The 17,493-nt window shown below is 55.3% G+C and carries 14 protein-coding genes; 7 read left to right on the forward strand and 7 right to left on the reverse strand.

All coding sequences use genetic code 11. The features are described 5' to 3' along the window. Positions 1-156 precede the first annotated feature (156 nt). Positions 157-1,104 (reverse strand): DMT family transporter, encoded by a 948-nt coding sequence (locus AC2FEE_RS21585; protein WP_496867430.1) that lies wholly within the window; start codon positions 1,102-1,104, stop codon positions 157-159. A gap of 536 nt (positions 1,105-1,640) precedes the next feature. Between AC2FEE_RS21585 and AC2FEE_RS21590 the strand changes: the two genes are divergently transcribed. Beyond that, positions 1,641-2,531, forward strand: coding sequence for an ankyrin repeat domain-containing protein (locus tag AC2FEE_RS21590; protein ID WP_496867431.1), 891 nt, complete (start codon positions 1,641-1,643; stop codon positions 2,529-2,531). Positions 2,532-2,971: 440 nt separating this feature from the next. On the opposite strand, the gene AC2FEE_RS21595 is transcribed toward AC2FEE_RS21590, so the two are convergent. The 5 genes from AC2FEE_RS21595 to AC2FEE_RS21615 all read right to left on the reverse strand — a co-directional run bounded on the left by AC2FEE_RS21595 (position 2,972) and on the right by AC2FEE_RS21615 (position 8,518). Further along, entirely contained in the window at positions 2,972-3,979 is a 1,008-nt protein-coding gene (locus tag AC2FEE_RS21595) for an ABC transporter ATP-binding protein (protein ID WP_496867432.1), read from the reverse strand. After that, positions 3,976-4,944 (reverse strand): oligopeptide/dipeptide ABC transporter ATP-binding protein, encoded by a 969-nt coding sequence (locus AC2FEE_RS21600; protein WP_496867434.1) that lies wholly within the window; start codon positions 4,942-4,944, stop codon positions 3,976-3,978. Before AC2FEE_RS21600 ends, AC2FEE_RS21595 begins: the two co-directional genes overlap by 4 nt. Before the next feature lie 9 nt (positions 4,945-4,953). After that, positions 4,954-5,871, reverse strand: a complete 918-nt coding sequence (locus AC2FEE_RS21605; RefSeq protein WP_496867435.1) for an ABC transporter permease subunit — start codon at positions 5,869-5,871, stop codon at positions 4,954-4,956. Positions 5,872-5,883: 12 nt separating this feature from the next. Further along, positions 5,884-6,807 carry an oligopeptide ABC transporter permease OppB gene (oppB, locus tag AC2FEE_RS21610; protein ID WP_496867436.1) on the reverse strand — a complete coding sequence of 308 codons (924 nt, stop codon included), beginning with the start codon at positions 6,805-6,807 and terminating at the stop codon, positions 5,884-5,886. Positions 6,808-6,895: 88 nt separating this feature from the next. After that, positions 6,896-8,518 (reverse strand): peptide ABC transporter substrate-binding protein, encoded by a 1,623-nt coding sequence (locus AC2FEE_RS21615; RefSeq protein ID WP_170797368.1) that lies wholly within the window; start codon positions 8,516-8,518, stop codon positions 6,896-6,898. 419 nt (positions 8,519-8,937) lie between these two features. Here AC2FEE_RS21615 and AC2FEE_RS21620 point away from each other — a divergent pair, with 419 nt between their 5' ends. Then, positions 8,938-9,876, forward strand: coding sequence for a LysR family transcriptional regulator (locus AC2FEE_RS21620; protein WP_170797366.1), 939 nt, complete (start codon positions 8,938-8,940; stop codon positions 9,874-9,876). 59 nt (positions 9,877-9,935) lie between these two features. Further along, on the forward strand, positions 9,936-10,847 hold the full coding sequence (locus AC2FEE_RS21625) for a glutaminase (RefSeq protein ID WP_170797364.1): 912 nt from the start codon (positions 9,936-9,938) through the stop codon (positions 10,845-10,847). 234 nt (positions 10,848-11,081) lie between these two features. On the opposite strand, the gene AC2FEE_RS21630 is transcribed toward AC2FEE_RS21625, so the two are convergent. Then, positions 11,082-12,041 (reverse strand): LysR family transcriptional regulator, encoded by a 960-nt coding sequence (locus AC2FEE_RS21630; RefSeq protein ID WP_496867438.1) that lies wholly within the window; start codon positions 12,039-12,041, stop codon positions 11,082-11,084. Between the two features lie 56 nt (positions 12,042-12,097). Here AC2FEE_RS21630 and AC2FEE_RS21635 point away from each other — a divergent pair, with 56 nt between their 5' ends. From AC2FEE_RS21635 to AC2FEE_RS21650, 4 genes are all read left to right on the forward strand, one after another. Next, positions 12,098-12,505: a RidA family protein gene (locus AC2FEE_RS21635; protein ID WP_170797363.1), complete on the forward strand. Its 408-nt coding sequence runs from the start codon at positions 12,098-12,100 to the stop codon at positions 12,503-12,505. A gap of 376 nt (positions 12,506-12,881) precedes the next feature. Next, on the forward strand, positions 12,882-16,229 hold the full coding sequence (locus AC2FEE_RS21640) for an ATP-binding protein (protein ID WP_496867439.1): 3,348 nt from the start codon (positions 12,882-12,884) through the stop codon (positions 16,227-16,229). 338 nt (positions 16,230-16,567) lie between these two features. Then, entirely contained in the window at positions 16,568-16,705 is a 138-nt protein-coding gene (locus AC2FEE_RS21645) for a hypothetical protein (RefSeq protein WP_298855306.1), read from the forward strand. Between the two features lie 76 nt (positions 16,706-16,781). Continuing rightward, positions 16,782-17,192: a hypothetical protein gene (locus tag AC2FEE_RS21650; RefSeq protein WP_496867441.1), complete on the forward strand. Its 411-nt coding sequence runs from the start codon at positions 16,782-16,784 to the stop codon at positions 17,190-17,192. Positions 17,193-17,493 lie beyond the last annotated feature (301 nt).

Consider the following 17,493-nt stretch of genomic DNA (forward strand, 5'->3'; position numbering starts at 1 on the left):
ACTAAATAGACGAGAAATCTCGAGCACGATTTGGTGGATTGGCCGAAGTTAAGGTTGACCAGAACCTGAGATTAGTACGAACGTCGGCTCTTGATCAGCTACAACGCAGCATCTGATTGCACTTTGTATGTCCGGATCGGGCCGGGGCGTGTAGCCTTAGATTGGAGGTACGGCACGTACGGTGACCAACTGTCTGGCCGCCACCCTTTCGCGATGTATCATATACAGCCCCGCACTGATGATGATCGCAATGCCAAGCAGGCTAAGCGTGTTCGGGAAGTCATTGAAGACAAGATAGCCGAACAAGGTCGCGACCGGCAGCTCAAAATACTGCAGCGGTGCCAGCGTGACGGAAGGCGCAAAAGACAGCGCATAGGTCATCATCATGTGGCTCACCGTCGCGAAGAAGCCAGCGCCCAAAAGCCACAACAACGCGATATCTGTCGGCCAAACGGGATCAAACAAATCAGAGCCGGAACCTTGCGCAACAATTAGAGCTGGAATGCAAAACAGGCTGGCGATCAGGCCGGTGTGGAATTGCAGGGTCACTGGGTGCACCCGGCGCGACAATCCCCGGGTCACAAGAATGTAGAAAGCGAAGGCAACTGCTGTTCCAAGCGGAATAATGGCAACCGCGCCGAAAGCTGCGAAACTGGGCTGGATGACGAACATCACCCCGACAAACCCCACAAGCGCCGCGCCGACGCGACGCGGGCCGACATCTTCACCAAAATAGAACTTGCCGACCAACAAGACGATGAACGGGGCCACGAACACGATTGCCAGCGCATCGGCAAGGGGCATCACCCGGATCGCGGCAATGAAGCAAAATGTTGCGAACACCAGCAGCAATGAGCGGAAAACCAGCACCATCACCTGACCTTTCGCCACGCGCAACGACAGTCCCATTATCCAGATGAAAGGCGCCATCAACGCGCGTTGCACCACAAACCGCGCAGCCGTAATCTGCCCAACCGGCACACTGGTCGACGCGAGTTTCGCAGACACATCCAGCAAAGGAGCGGTTAGGCAAAACCCCAGCATCAGCGCAACGCCAACAAGGGTGCGATCCGGAGATTGAGGTATGGGTTCAGCAGAGGTCATCGTTTCATTAAGATATGTCGCCAAATGCGTGTCTGTTCTCAATACGACGACAGGCAAAAGTCCCGCAATCCACGAGTTCGGGTTGAATTGGATACAGCGCTCGCGGCGAATGTCTCCTCTGACGGGCCGCACAGCCGCATCAGGTGGCCGGGTCAAGGGCAGCTAAGGGCCGATCCTTGGCATCGATAGGGCATGGGCAGGTCCCGATGCTGTGCTGTCTCCGAGGTCCGCCGTGAGCCCCGAGGCTGTTGAAAACGCCGGCCCATGATCTCTCTCGTCGAACTCGTTTTCAGTACCTGTGCAAAAGCTCTCAAAGAAGCGCGAGAGAACGCACACAAAGGGTGTTTTCGGCCTATTTCTCCGGACGGTGAGAGTTTTCACACAGCCTCAGCCCATTTCGACCAATGCTGCCGGTTTGAGGAAAGGCAGCTTATCGAGCTGAACTTGGTCAAACCTAACGGCCGAAGAATTCTGGAATTTCGTTATGAGACCTTTTTTGGTGTAAAGTGCTGCGCATACCGGCGAAGAGGACGACGATGGCCAGAGCAATGACGTTATCAGGAATTTTGTTGGGTTTGTTCATCTGGGCGAACGACGCATCTGCGAACCCCGACTTGATTGCGGCTGCGAGAGAAGGCGATCTGCAAGCCGTTGTCGACGTTCTCGGAACGAATTTTGACGACCCCAAAGCGCTCAGCCGCCCACTATTCTTTGCCGCTCAACGCGGACACGTCGAGGTGGTCAAGGTGCTGTTGGAGCACGGCGCTGATGCCGACACCAGCTACACATTCGGCAGTCCGATCCACGCCGCCGCGCGCGCCAATGACGCCGACGTCGTTCGGCTGCTGCTTGAAAATGGCACCGATCCGGACTTAATGGCAGGTGATTTCGATCAGTCACCGATCCACGAAGCCGCCGCCCGCGCGGCGTTTGAAGCTGCAGAGCTGTTGTTAGAGCATGGAGCGGACGTGAATTTCCGGAACAACAAGGGGCGTCCGGCCATTCACGCCGCAGCTATGTCCGGCAAGCAGGAAATGGTTGAATTTCTGCGCGACAACGGCGCGACCCCGAATTTGCCTGAGCCGATCACACTGATTGAACTTGAAAACGCCAATATCGAAGCCGGGCAACGGGCGCTGCACGGTTGCAATACCTGTCATGAGACCGAGGAAGGCAAACCCGCGACAGGTCCGCATGTTGGTCCGACTTTGGTCGGTGTTTTCGGCACGGCGCGAGCCGGAAGGGAAGACTACACATATTCCAGCGCTATGAGCCAACTGGACGGTGTTTGGGACGTAGAAGCGCTCAATGCATTCCTGTCTGATCCGACAGGGGTTGTACCGGGGACAGAGATGCTCCGCGCACCGGAAATGACACGGGAAGAGCGGATCGGGCTCATTGCGTTTTTGCGCAAAGCCGCTCCTTAGCGCGTTCGCGTGCACATTGACAGCCTCGTGCACAAAGGTAGTGGTTGGACGTTGCGACTGTAGTCCGCTCGGCTTCTGCAGCAAGTGCATTGCTACCGATGGTACATCTGAAAGCGACCATCGGTGCAAATGCAGCGAAATGGTGCTTCGCCCGCGATGTGCGAATTCGTTAGCAGTTAAATTATGCGCTTGCAGCGAATGACCGCAATGCGGGCTGCTACCGCAGAATCTTGCCTGAGTGCTCAATGTCCGGAAAGGGCCGTTCCTGCTGCAGGAGTGCGCCCTGTCCGGCAATCAAGCTGCGTTGGATCTAACGACTGTGAAGAGCCCACGCTTCTGAGTATCTGCATTGCGGCCCAATCGTGGTGTTAGAAAGGTTTCTCAAACGAACAGCAGAATGGTTCTAATTCAACCGGTTTGAGGGATTTTCATTGACTAATTCAGTTATCGTGCTGCGCAGCATTAGGGAAATGACACGCGACACCGTGACCATCGGCGGACGTTTCAAGCTTCGGCTTCTCAACACTGCAGATGTCTTGGGCCATAGGACATCGCGTGCGAAACGGGCACCCGGACGGAGGCGATAGCGGTGACGGTAATTCTCCCTCGACCATCATTGACGCCCGGTCCGCTGGAGCCGGTTTGTCCAGATCCGGCACAGCGGCAATCAAAGCACGGGTATACGGGTGCGACGGGTGCCGATATATGGTGTCGCTTTTGGCCAGTTCTACGACATTACCCAGATACAGAACCATCACGCGTGTGGAGATGTGTTTTACAACGCTCAGGTCATGGGCGATGAACATTAGGGAGAGGTCCATCTCCTTCTGCAGATCCATGAGCAGATTGATCACCTGCGCCTGAATCGACACGTCCAGCGCAGAAACCGGCTCGTCACAAATGATCAGCTTGGGCTCTAGTATCAGTGCCCTCGCAATCCCGATCCGCTGACACTGGCCACCGGAAAACTCGTGCGGATAGCGGTTGACCATGCTGGGCAACAGGCCAACCCGCGCCATCATGGCAGCCACTTTCGAGCGGATCTCGGTTCGGGGCATCTGGGGGAAATGTGTCCTTAACGGTTCGGCGATGATCTGACCTAAAGTCATGCGCGGATTCAGCGATGCTAGAGGATCCTGAAAGATCATCTGCAGGTCCTTGCGCTGGTCGCGCATGGCGTTGCTATCCAATTCCAACAAATCCTGCCCCATCCACAACACCCGCCCGGAATGCGCAGGTACCATCCTTATGACAGCGCGGGCGAGGGTGGACTTGCCGCAACCGCTTTCGCCGACAATACCCAGCGTTTCGCCGCGTCTGATGTCGAAGCTGATCCCGTCAACGGCCTTGATATACTTTTGTTCCTGTCTCTTCGCGAGGCCGGTTCCGCCGTACTTGAAATAGACCTTGACGTCATCGACCGACAGCAGTGTTTCGGGGCTGGTCATGCGAGCTCCTCCTGGGATAGATGACAAGTGCGGCTGCGACCCGCCGCGAAATGCTCCAGCGTGGGCTTTTCGGCGATGCAGCGGTCATTGGCGTATTCGCAGCGCGGAGAGAAAGTGCAGCCTTTGGGCGGATTTTGCATGTTGGGCGGGTTTCCGGGGATGGTGGCCAGCTTGGCGTCATTTGACTCCAACCGGGGCACTGCGTGCAACAAACCACGGGTATAGGGATGGGTGGGATCGGCAAAAAGTTCGCTCGTCGGGCCGGTTTCCATGACGCGCCCGCCATAGAGCACCAGCGTGTTCTCGCATGATCCCTTAACAACGCCAAGGTCGTGGGTAATCAACACGATACTCATGCCAAAATCGTTTTGCAGGTCGCTGAGCAGATCCATGATTTGCGCCTGAACTGTTACGTCCAGAGCAGTTGTCGGCTCGTCGGCGATCACCAGCCTGGGATGGCATAGCAAGGACATCGCGATCATCACCCTCTGTCTCATACCACCGGAAAACTCGTGCGGGTACATGTGTACACGTCTTGCCGGATCGGGGATTTTCACGGCGTCCAGCATTCTGGTGCTGTCTTTGATAGCATCTGTTTTACTGAGCCCTTTGTGTAGCATCAGTACCTCAGCCATCTGTTTGGACACTCGGACGAACGGGTTCAGCGAGGTCATTGGATCCTGGAAGATCATCGCAATCTGCGCAGCGCGGTAGGTGTTCATCACTTTTTCCGACGCATTCAGGATCTCGGTACCGTCGAATTTGACCGAACCGGTCACGCGCCCGTTCTTGGCGAGTAGCCCCATGATCGAAAATGCCGTCTGGCTTTTCCCTGATCCGCTTTCGCCGACAACGGCCAGCGTCTTCTGTTCTCCGAGCGAAAAGCTGACGTCCTGCACGGCACGTACCGGTCCGTCGGGCGTGTCGAACTCTACAGAGAGGTTTTTGACTTCCAGCAAGCTCATGAAGGGTCCCTACCTGTCTTTGGGGTCCAGCGCATCGCGCAGGCCGTCACCGATGAAAAAGAAGCAAAAGAGCGTCACAATAAAGAAAGCGAGCGGGAAGAAGAGCTGCCAGTAGGTGCCGTATTGCAGGGTCGAGGCACCTTCCGAGATCAGCGCTCCCCAGCTTGTATTGGGTTCCTGAACGCCAAGGCCAAGGAACGAGATGAAGCTCTCGGTCAGGATCATCTGTGGCACCAGCAGTGTGGCGTAGATCACGATCACACCCAGCAGGTTCGGGATGATGTGCCGGATGACAATCACATGGTGTTTGACCCCAATGGCCAGCGCCGCCTCGACATATTCCTTGGATTTCAAGGCCAATGTCTGGCCGCGCACGATCCGTGACATTTCCAGCCAGGAAATCAAGCCGACACCCACGAACAGCAACCACATCGAGCGGCCAAAGACGACCAGCAGAAGGATCAGCACGAACATGTAAGGGATCGACATCAGAATGTCGACAAGCCGCATCATGATGTTGTCGGTACGCCCGCCAACATATCCGGCGGTCGCGCCGTAAAGCGTTCCGAATGTGACGGCGATCAAAGAGCCGACGATCCCGACCATGAGTGAGACCTGAGTTCCCTGAACGACGCGCGCATATAGGTCCCGGCCCAGTTCATCGACGCCGAAATAGTGGCCGTTTTCCAGCGACGGCGCGCCCAACGTGGCGATGTCGCCCAAGACGCTCCAGTCCACCTCTTCGTTGTTCCACGCGGCCAGAAGCGGGCCAAGAACGGCAACAACACATACAAGGCCCAGCACGAACAGGCTGATCACAGCGGCCCGGTTCTGCAAGAACCGGCGGCGCGCGTCTTGCCAGAGGGAGCGCCCTTTGGTCGGTGTTTCCACGTGGCCCTCAGGAGCTGCAATTACAGTGTCAGACATGGTGCGGCCTCCTCATAGTTTGATCTTGGGGTCAATCCAGGCGTAGAGAATGTCCACGATCAGGTTAAACAGGATGGTCAGGCAGCCGATCAGGATTGTGATCCCCATCATCACCGAATAATCCCGGTTCAGCGCCGAGTTCACAAAGGCCTGTCCAATACCGCCGGTCGTGAAATAGAGATCGATCACGACAGAACCGGTGATCATGATCACGAAGGTCGGCCCGAGGTAGGAAATCACCGGCAACATCGCCGGTTTCAAGGCGTGTCGAAACAGAATTGCCCGTGCCGGCAAGCCCTTAGCGCGCGCGGTGCGGACAAAGTTGCTGTGCATCACTTCCAACAGCGACGACCGCATGATCCGCGCAATCGACGCCATGAAACTGGTCGACAATGCGATCACCGGCATGACCAGGTAAGGCCATTGCCCACCGTTCCATCCGCCGCCGGGCAGCCATCCCAGCCATAGCGTAAAGATCAGCACCAGGATCGGCGCCATGACAAAGTTTGGCAGCACCTGCGCGCCGATAGAGATACCCACGGCAAAGTAGTCCAGCCACGAGTTCTGGTTCAGCGCAGCCGTGATGCCCAAGGCGCACCCAAACACAACGGCAACCACAAATGCGATCGACCCATAAGTCAACGTCACCGGAAAACCCTGAGCAATGATCTCGTTCACCGTCCGATCTTTGTATTGAAAGGAGGGACCGAAATCGAACTGAGTGACGATACCCACTACGTAATTCCAAATTTGCAAGGGCAGGGGATCGTCCAGATGATATTTGGCCTCGATATTGGCCAACACTTCAGGGGGCAGGGGTCGGTCAGAAGAAAACGGGCCGCCAGGTGCTGAATGCATCAGCAGAAAGGAGAAGATGATCAGAACCAGCAGCGTAGGGATCGCGGATAGCAGACGTCTGATGATGAACTCGGTCATAGGGACCTCCCGTGGAAAGGAAATGTTTGGGGCGAATTCGGGATGACGTGCCGGCCCAGAGACTGGTGTGCGGTCCGGTGCCGCTTAGTCAGTCAGCTGCGAAATAGAGCTCGCGCGAGTACCATTTCTGCTCGACATTCCCAACCGGCCAGTTCCGAAGATCGTCGTTCATCATGTAAACGCCTGCGTAGTGATAGATCGGAATGATCGGGAAGTCGGTGGCCAGGATTTCTTCGATACGTGTAAAACTTGCAGACGGATCGGGGCTGGTCTTGGCTTTTTCCAGCAGCGCGTCAACCTCGGCATTGGCATAGCCGGCGTCGTTATAAGCATGCGTGCTGCTCATCAAGTCAAGGAAGGATGATGCCAGGTTATATGGCCCGCACCATCCGGCGCGGCCTATGTCGAACTGCTGGTTCGAACGCGCTTCGAGGAAGGTCTTCCATTCCATGTTTTGTAGGACGGTATCGACTCCCAGCTTCTGTTTCCACATCTGGGACGCGATAATCGCAATCTTCTTGTGTGCCTCGCTGGTATTGTAAAGAAGATCCAGCTCAATCTCTTGGCCAGTGTAGCCAGCCTCGGCCAGTAAAGCCGATGCGCGTGCGTCTCTTTCCGCTTGCGTCATACCACGGGCCGGGGTGTCTGGGCTGACGAAGTTCGCAGTCGCCTCGGGCGTGAACGTATAGGCCGGAAACTCGCCACCCTGCAGGATCGCGTTGGTAATTACCTCTCGGTCAATGGCGAGGTAAAGCGCCTCGCGAACACGCGGGTCCAGCAGAGCGGGGTGCGTGTTTTCCGTCATATTGATGAAGTAGTAGTAAGCACAAAGACGCGGAAAGCTGACCGCGTCGTCTGGGTGTTTTTGGCTTAGGGCATTGTATTGCCCGGTGGGCACCTCTGTGCGATCCAACTCACCGGCTAGGTAGCGCGTCAGGGCACCATTGTCGTCACTGATGACAAGAGCTTCGACCCGTTCCAAAATCGTGTTCTCGTCGTTCCAGTAAAGCGGATTTCGTTCGCGTACGGATTTTTCCTGTGGCACATGTTCGGTCAGAACATAAGCACCGTTTGATACAATGTTCCCGGGCTTGGTCCAGTCAGACCCATGCGCATCGATCGCCCATTTTGGCGACGGAAATGTGGGTTCGCTCGTCGTCATCAGCGGAAAGTGCCCCATGCTGTTTTCCAGCTGAACTTCCAGCGTGTGGTCATCCAAGGCTTTCACACCAAGTTCGGACGGATCCATATCTCCGGCCATAACAGCTTTGACATTCTTCAGTCCCATTTCCTTAGCGAACCAAGAATAGGGAGAGGCCGTGTTCGGATCGGCAAGTCGCTTCCATGAATACTCAAAATCATGGGCGGTCACAGGTTTGCCGTCCGACCATTTTGCGTTGTCACGCAATTGAAAGGTGTAGACGGTGTTGTCAGCGTTCGCTTCAAAGTGAGTGGCGACACCCGGCACCAAATTGCCATCGGCGTCTTGGTTCATCAGCCCTTCGAAAAGGTCCCGAATGAACTCACCTCCCTGGACATCTTCCGCCAGTTGCGGGTCAATCGAGGCAAATTCATCGCCGACGCGGTAAGTGAATACTTGTTCTTCTGCCAGCTTTTCATTTGTAACTGGATGGACATCCGCGATCAAAGGCGTTGCAAGCAACGAGATGCTAATAACGGAGGACAGTGCGAGTGCGCGTTTCGAGGTCATGTTTGCTCCGTGTCTGGACAACGGCATCAGCAAATATGGTGCGCAACATCACCCGAGCGGTTGATTGGCGGGTCTCTTTGTTTGCGTCGCTGTGCCTTGTGGTTCAACGTGGTTGTTTTGGTAGCAAACATTTCCTGCTTCGATTCTTGCTGAATCATCAAGATGGTTGACCTAAGGTCAGCTTTGTGAATTTATCACATATTTTCCAATAGGTTGAGCTATGATATGGTGTGGATCGATTCTTGACAGCTGTCGCTCAGGAACGCGTCATCAACTTGTGAATCGATGTGGTGCGTCGTATTCTGACCATTATCGACGCCCTGCCAAATTCGATCAGGAATCGCTTTCCTAATCTCAAGAGACCCAGAGCGAACGGTTGGCCACGCCATGCTTGATCATTCCTCGAAGAAAGTGGGACAATGACATTTAGGCAACTTCAGGCCTTTCTGCTCGTGGTGCGAACCGGGACATTGGCGGCCGCCGCGGAACACATGGGGTTAACACAGTCGGGCGTAAGTCGACTTGTTACCGAACTCTCCCGGAATGTGGGGTTCGAGCTTTTTACACGCGTGGGCCGTGGCGTTAAGCCGACAACGCAGGGGATGGCATTTTTTAGGATTGCTGAGGGTGTGTACGATAGTGCCGAGTCGTTACAACGTGCTGCAGCTGAAATCCGCGCAGGGATCGAAGAAAGGGTTCGTCTCGCTTGTTTGCCAACAATCGGTGCCGCTGTAATGCCGGCAGTCCTTGAATCGTTTCACCGGGACTATCCGAATGCATTCGTCGACATCTACGATCAGCATGCCAAGGAAACAGTGGAAGCATTCCACGAAAGGAAGCTCGATTTTGCCGTAACCCATAAGGTTGGTCACATAGAAGGGATCCACACCGAGGCGTTCGCGGTTGCCGATTATGTGTTCGCTGTGCACAAGGATCATGAATTGGCCACGCAAAAGGTGATCAGAAACACAGATCTCAGCGGACATAGCCATGTGGGGTTTGAAAGCGAAACGATGTTTCTGCCCAATGATGATGAGACACGGCTAATTGGCGAAGTGTCCGGCAGCATATCCAAGCGGATTTGGTGTCAGTCATCGGTTATGCGGTATGCATTGCTTGCCAACAAGCGCAACGTCAATATTGCAGAGCCGTTTTCCCTGCCGTTATTTACGCCGCATGGCATTGTTGCGCGCAGGTTTGAGCCGCGGGTTACCATTGAGATGGAATTTGTGATGCCGACAGAAAACGCAAATGTGTCTATGTATGTCGACCTAAAACGAGCGTTTCGCAAAGCCACATCTGAATTCGCAGCCCGTCACGATCTGCCGATCTTTGTAGGCGGCGCAGAGAAGCTGTAAGGCCGGCCGGCCCCGGTGTGCTGGACAACAAACGTCACTGCTAAAATTAGGATTGGCTGATGCTCGACTTACAGGCGCTGCTGACACGTATATCAGATCGAATTTACCACGAAGCGGATTGGGGACAGCCTGCGCAGTACATCCCGGATCTTGCTGAAATTGACCCCGCCCACTTTGCAATTAGTATCTGCATGGCAGACGGGGCGACGTATTCTGCGGGGCTGGCCAATCGACGGTTCTCGATTCAAAGCATCTCCAAAGTCTTTGCACTTATTGCTACCTTGGGACGGATCGGCGACCAGTTGTGGGCACGGGTCGATCGCGAACCCTCAGGTACTGCTTTCGATTCGATCGTTCTTTTGGAAAGCGACAAAGGCCATCCCAGAAACCCGTTTGTGAATGCGGGCGCTATTGTCACAACAGACGCTTTATTGTCTGGCCGTGAACCCAAATTTGCTTTGGCAGAAATTCTGAATCTTTTGCGAGCAATGGCCGAGGATGATGACATTCATATCAACAGCGCCGTGGCCAGGTCCGAACAAGCGACAGGGGCCAGAAACAAGGCGCTTGCTCATTACCTGGCTTCTTATGGAAATCTCATAAACCCGCCCGATCTGGTTCTCGGAACATATTTCCATCAATGCGCTATTGAAATGACAACAGTCCAACTTGCGCGGGCTGGACGTGTTCTTGCCGGTTTAAAGGGTTCGCCAAGAGTGATGTCCCCAAATCACGCGCGACGTGTCAACGCGTTGATGATGACTTGCGGTCACTACGATGGGTCCGGCGACTTTGCTTATCGTGTTGGTTTGCCGGGAAAAAGTGGCGTAGGTGGCGGAATACTCGTTATTGCACCCAACGTCGCTTCCATTGGCATTTGGTCGCCGGGATTGAATCTCTATGGCAATTCAAATGCTGGTACACGGGCAGCTACCTATTTGAGTCAAGAAACGGGGTGGTCGGTTTTCTGAGTCTTGCATGGTTTGTAGGTATTTTCAGGGTCTTGAACTCGGGGGTTAATACCCCGGAGTGACACTCTTGCCCTCGGGCAGACTATAGGCGGAAATGTCGATCCAACCGGGGTGAACCATCAGCGCGACTGGACGGAGGGACTGAAACACAGCACCGCGGATGGACCACTTTTGTTAGATTGCGCGAATTGCTATTCCGACGCCTTTTTTAGCAACGAACGGTAGAAAGTTGGATTAACTCCCACTGCTAGAACGAAGCTTCTGGAGATCTTCACTCAGCATGTCAATGAAGCGCCGCACACGTGGCTCCAGCAGACGCTTGTGTGGGTAAAGTGCCAGGATCGGAAGCTGACCGTGGTCGAGGTGGGGCAAGACCTTCTCAAGACGTCCCTCTGCGATATCGGTGGCAACCAGAAGCTGAGGCAATAATGCGATGCCAAGGCCTTCTAACGCCGACGCGCGCAGGGCCTCCGCACTGTCGAGACGGAGGCGGACTTGCCCCTGAGCGCGAACCCAAGTGCCGTCATCTTCTTGCAGATGCCAACCCTGCCGTTCATTCCGGCTTGCGAACTGAAGCAGATCGTGGCGCGTAAGCTGTTCAACATTCACCGGTCTTTCGCGCTCGTTAAAGTAGGCCGGCGCGGCACATAAGACTGCTTCATCCCGGAGAAGCGTACGCGCAATGAACCCTTGATCGGGAGAGCTCATACCGATCCGGATAGCAAGGTCAAACCCCTTTTCGATGATGTTGTCGACCCGATCAGAGAGCGACATCTCGATCTGAGTGTCGGGCCAGGCGTCCAGATACCGCCGTACCGTGGGCAGCAAGAGGATTCGGCCAAGCGCGTCCGGAGCCGTTATTCTCAAGACGCCGCGCGGCACGCCGCTATCACTGGCGATGCTATCGTCGGTGGCTTCGATTGCTTCACGAATAGCTAGCCCGTGTACATAAAGGCGCTTGCCTTCTTCGGTCAGGCCCATTGTGCGCGTGTTTCGGTTCAAGAGCCGGGCACCGTATCCATCCTCCAGTCGCGCGATAGCCTTTCCGGCCGTGGATCGTGACAGCCCAAACATCTTTCCGGCGGCCACGAAGCTCCCGGTTTCGACGACCGTAAGAAACAGGAGGATGTCATTCACTTTCGATCCAATCATGACATTTTGTAGCATGAAGTTCGCATCTGAAGCGATCTCCATTCGTCACCTATAAAGCCTACGTCTTTCGCCAAGACCGTCCACAAATGGAGAAAGACATGTCCACAGCAATTGATCGTATGAACCCTCCGATGTTACCGGATGCGAGCGAGGTCGGGTATTCGCAAATCTCCATCGCGCATCCCGGTGCACTTGCTTTTGTATCTGGTCAGGTGGCTTGGCGGCCCGATGGGACACCAACGCCCACATCGTTAGCCGAGCAGACTGCTATCGTCATCGAGAACCTGCAAGGAGCGCTCGATGCGCTACAGGCGATGCCCGACGACATCATCCAGATGCGCGTCTACATGACTGACCTGCGGGACGAGACACAAGAGATCGCGATGGGCGCCATCCTGCGCTTTCTAAACGGCGCAATGCCGAGCCTGACCGGCATTGGAGTAACCGCTCTTGCGGGGCCTGAGCTTCAGATCGAGGTGGAGATGGTGGTGCAAGTGGACCACTGACATCCGCCAACGATAGGCAAGTCAATAACGCCCTCGCCTATCGGAGTGAAGGAAGCACAGGTGCTGCCAATGTCCGCTAAGCGGGCTGCGACTGCAGAAAAGAGTTGTCTTGGTTAACGGCAGGAATGGGCCGTGTTCGAGGTTCACAAGTTTGAAGGGCAGGGGCCATGCTACGCTGCATCAGACGCCCAAAAGAGCCAATAGCGATCACAATAGCAATGTGACTGCAGCATGAAGTGCTCGCCAAGTGGAAATGTCGGCTGAAACTTTTGTCTGTTACGCGTCGAGCAAGTCCCGGCGAAAGTCGGTCGAGCCGTAATCGGCAAAGCCTCGCCTAATGCTTGCTATCTGGTAGGATGACCATAGGGGGACTCGAATGGTGGAAGATCTCAAACAGTGGCTGGAGCGGCTTGAACTTGGAAAATATGCCGATTTGCTGGCGGAAAACGAGGTCGCCCTTCTGGATCTTCCCCACGTCACAGAGCAGGATTTAAAAGACCTAGGCATGCCACTTGGCCCCCGTCGTCGTTTGCTGGCGAATGCCGTTACGTTGGTACAACAGAGCCCTGAAACGTCCGTGGATGATAGCGGCCACCCGGTTCCCACGTCCGATCAATCTGCAGAGCGACGTCAGCTGACCGTGATGTTCGTGGATTTGGTCGGCTCAACATCCCTTTCAGCAGGGCTCGACCCCGAGGAAATGCGTGAAGTGATCCGGGGTTTCCAGAATGCTGTTGCTGGCGAGATCACGCGCCTTGACGGCCACGTGGCCAAGTTCATGGGGGACGGTGCGCTTGCCTATTTCGGTTGGCCAAGGGCACACGAAAACGAGGCAGAGCGAGCGGTTCGTGCTGGCATGGCATTGCTTAAGGCCATTGATCGTCTAAGCGCGCCGGACGGAACGCCGCTGGCAGCAAGGATGGGTATCGCGACCGGATTGGTTGTGGTCGGCGATCTAGTCGGCGAGGGGTCGGCGCGTGAAGAAGCAGTGGTGGGCGACACACCGAACCTTGCAGCGCGCCTTCAAGCGCTGGCGAGACCGGGTCAAATCGTGGTGGCCGAATCTACAAGTCGATTGCTGGGTGGCCTGTTTGAACTCGAAGACCTGGGCCAGCAAGAAATAAAGGGCCTGGGTACCCCTGTCGCCGCCTACTCGGTGGTCGGTGAGCGGACATTGGAGAGCCGATTTGCGGCGCGAGGGTCGGCGACCGTGTCAGAGATCGTTGGTCGGGACCAAGAACTGGCGTTGCTGATGGAGCGATGGGAGCAAGCAAGTAAAAGCGAAGGCCAGATGGTCTTGCTGACGGGTGAGGCCGGGATTGGCAAATCGCGTATTACACAAGCCCTGTTCGACGAGTTTCGAGACCAAGATCACACGAAAATCCGCTATCAGTGTTCGCCCTACCACACCGATAGCGCCCTCTATCCAACGATCCAGCAATTACGCCTGTCTGCCGGGTTCGCTGCGCAAGACGACAACGACGCGAGACTCGACAAGCTCGAAGCGTTGCTGGGGCAAGGCACGTCAAACACCACTGCTCACGCACCGTTGATTGCACCGTTGTTGGCACTTGACGCGGAAACACGCTACGGCGCGCCCGACCTCAGCCCGGAACAATTGCGTTCACGGCTGCTCCAGGCATTAATCGATCAGCTCGTGGGTTTAGCAGAGGCTCGGCCTGTTTGCTTCGTGATCGAAGATGCTCACTGGATTGATCCAACAACGCTGGAACTCGTTGAGCTGGCTTTGAATTCGGTCGCGAGTTCGCGCATCTTGGTTCTCATGACCGCTCGCCCTACGTTCGAGCATGGCTTTGGCGGTCATCCGGTTGTTACCCGCCTAATGCTAAATCGACTGGGTCGTTCGCAGGTTGCCGACATTGTGGCGCGCGTCGGAGGGGGCAAGTCTCTGCCCGATCCAGTTCTCGACGAGATCGCGGCCAAAACCGACGGTGTGCCGTTGTTCGTCGAAGAAGTTGCCAAAGTGGTTCTGGAGTCCGGCGCGTTGCGTGAAGAGGGCGGTGCCTATGTGCTGACGGGACCGCTCAGCGCACTGTCCATTCCGGCAACTTTGCACGACAGTTTGATGGCGCGCCTGGATCGTTTGCATCCGGTCAAGGAAATCGCTCAGATCGCATCTGTGATCGGCAGGACCTTCGAATACCAAACGCTTGCTGCTATCACTTCCCACTCGGATGGTGAACTCGCGGCGGCGCTGGATCGCCTAGTAGAAGCGGAACTGTTGTTCCGTCGTGGCACACCCCCAGAAGCTAGCTATCTTTTTAAGCATGCGCTGGTGCGTGATGCAGCCTACGAGAGCCTTCTTAAATCACGTCGCCAGGTAATTCATGTCGACCTGCTCTCGGCGCTTGAGGCAAAAGATGACGCACAGCCAGAGATCCTCGCCTACCATGCCGAGCAGGCAGGCGAGACGGAAAAGGCGATCCGGTATTGGGCCCGGGCCGGCGACGATGCGTTTGCACGCCCAGCCCACCGCGAAGCCGTAAACCACTTCGAGAGCGCCTTGCGTCTGGTGCGCGGTGCAAAGGACTGCGAGTGCGACAGAGAACGTGAATTAGAGCTACTGCTGCGGCTCAACCATACAAACATGGCTGGGCGCGGCTATGCACATCCCATTACGGTTGACGGTTTTGCCGAGGCGCGCCGCCTGGTCAATTCTATCGGCGATTCACCACACCGGTTCCCGATCTACTATGGCAATTGGGTCATTTCTCACGTCAGCGGCCAACAGGCAAACGCGCTCGAAATTGCCGAGGAAATGTTCGACGCGGCAACGGGTGACCAAAACCCAGACCATTTGTTCATGTCTGCCCGGTCCTTTTATCTCAGCCGAACGATGACCGGTGCCTTTGAAAGTGCAGAGGGAGACTACGAACGAGTGCTTGAACTGTACGACCCGGAACGCGAGTCGGATCTCACGCGGCAGTACGGTCAAAGTCCTCATTTGGGTCTTCGGTGTTACCGTGCGATTGGTCTGGCCGTTCGCGGTTTCCCGACCATGGCATGGGAAGAGATGATCGGAGTTCCTGAGCATTCCGAACAGCTGGGTCATTCAAACACCATCGGTTACGCCTATACCCACTACGGCATGCTGGCGTGGCTGCTTGGCAAGCACGAAACGGCCGAAGAATTCAGCCGCCGGGCGATCCAGGTGGCGGAAGAGCATGGGTTAGTGATGTGGAAGGGGATCGCAATGCTGGTTCTTGCGGCTGTATTGCCGTCAAGGGGCCAACCGGAAGAAGCCATCGATCTGATGGAAGAAGGCATGGCTCGATGCGAAGAATCAAACACGCATGTTTATGTCCCTTACCTCTATTCCCATCATGTCGCCAATCTGTTGGCGGTAAACCAGTATGAGCACGCGGCGGAAGCTCGGGACAAAGTCATTGGTATGATCGATCAGGGTTCAGAACGGTGGGCAAATGCCGAGATTTTACGGATGCTCGGAGACTCTGAACGGGCCAGTCTAGGTGGAAACATCGTTGCCAGGAAATTGTATCTCCAGGCACTCGGTATTGCCCGCAAGCAGAATGCCAAACTGTGGGAGCTACGCAATTCGGTTGGGCTTGCACGCCTGATGCGAGACGAGGGTGAAATCAGCACCGCTCAGGAGTTGCTGGCTCCGATTTATGGCTGGTTCAGCGAGGGGCAAGACATCCCGGATCTTGCCGAGGCAAAACGGCTTCTAGATGAGTTCTCCTGACTCCACAGTGACGGCGACACAGCCATTGGCGCATCCCGCATAAATCGATTGCAAGAGCCGGAAGTATCTCTGTGATGGTTTGCGCCCGATGTTGCAAAGGTAGTCCGTAGGGAGAAAGCTCTGCCGGAATACATCGCTGCAAACAATGATCGCCCATCCCCGAAATGAATGTACGCTGTCGGGCTATAACGTAATTGGTCCGGGCCTCAGTAAAGGTCTTATTCTGCGGCATTACGTAGTAAATTGAGCCCTCAATCACTATATTAGTTTTAGCTGCAATTGGTTTTAGCGCTCATCCTGGGCATGAAAGTGTTGCGGACAATCAAAGGATCGAAAGCATGTCTTTCAAAGACCTGACGACCAGAGCGGATGCCGCGCTGAAGGCCAATCATGCGGACAAGCCAAAAAAAGAACTGGCTCCCGAGGAACCTGACGTCGGCCCCGAAGAACCAAAGCCCAAGCGTCAAAGTTCATAAGACCCTGCCGGGAGTGGGTGACTTGTCCTTGAATACGTCTCCGAACGAGCGGTATCAGCTAAGGAGACGTACGCAAATGGACCAGATTACCAGTAAGACCACCGCAATCTTCTCCCGACCGTTCACATTCCCGGGCTTTGACGAAATGCTCCCGGCTGGTGAGTACGAAATAGAAACTGAGCTTTCTGCACCGCCCGACTATTTGGATCCAGAAGCCTGGAAAGCCTCGGTATTGGTTTACCTGCACCCCCGTGAAACCCATCCCGGGTTAGCGCGAACCTTGACCGTTTCTCTGGCTGATCTCGACAGGGCACGTGTACGGGACAAATTAACCAAGAAAGAGTTGTCGAAGTTTTTACTTGATCAACTTCTGGCCGATCCGATGGTGCAACTGATCATGGAAGCTGATGGTGTGTCCGAGACTCGACTTCGACACCTTTACTCGAGATCGGATATTTCAGAGTCGCCCGGCGGATCACCGGATTAAGGAGCCAAACGCTCAAAATGCGGAGGCGACTTCCAAGACGCCCTCGCAGTCCAAATAGCTGAGAATGAAGAAAAGCCTGTCCGTACCGCTAATCGCTCCTCGAATTGCAGGCGGCCCCTCTCGTTCGTTTGAACCTGGCATTTCCGGCACAATCTCCAAGCAACGGGAGAGCTTTTTTCTCAACTCTTTCTTAAGGGGTAACTGAGTGACCCAAACTGAAACCAAGGTTATAAACTGATGAAAGAACCCGACAACGATACAGAAGCGATCTTGGAACGCGCCCTAAATGACGTGCCGCAAG

The organism is Ruegeria sp. YTSC199 (genome assembly GCF_059609725.1).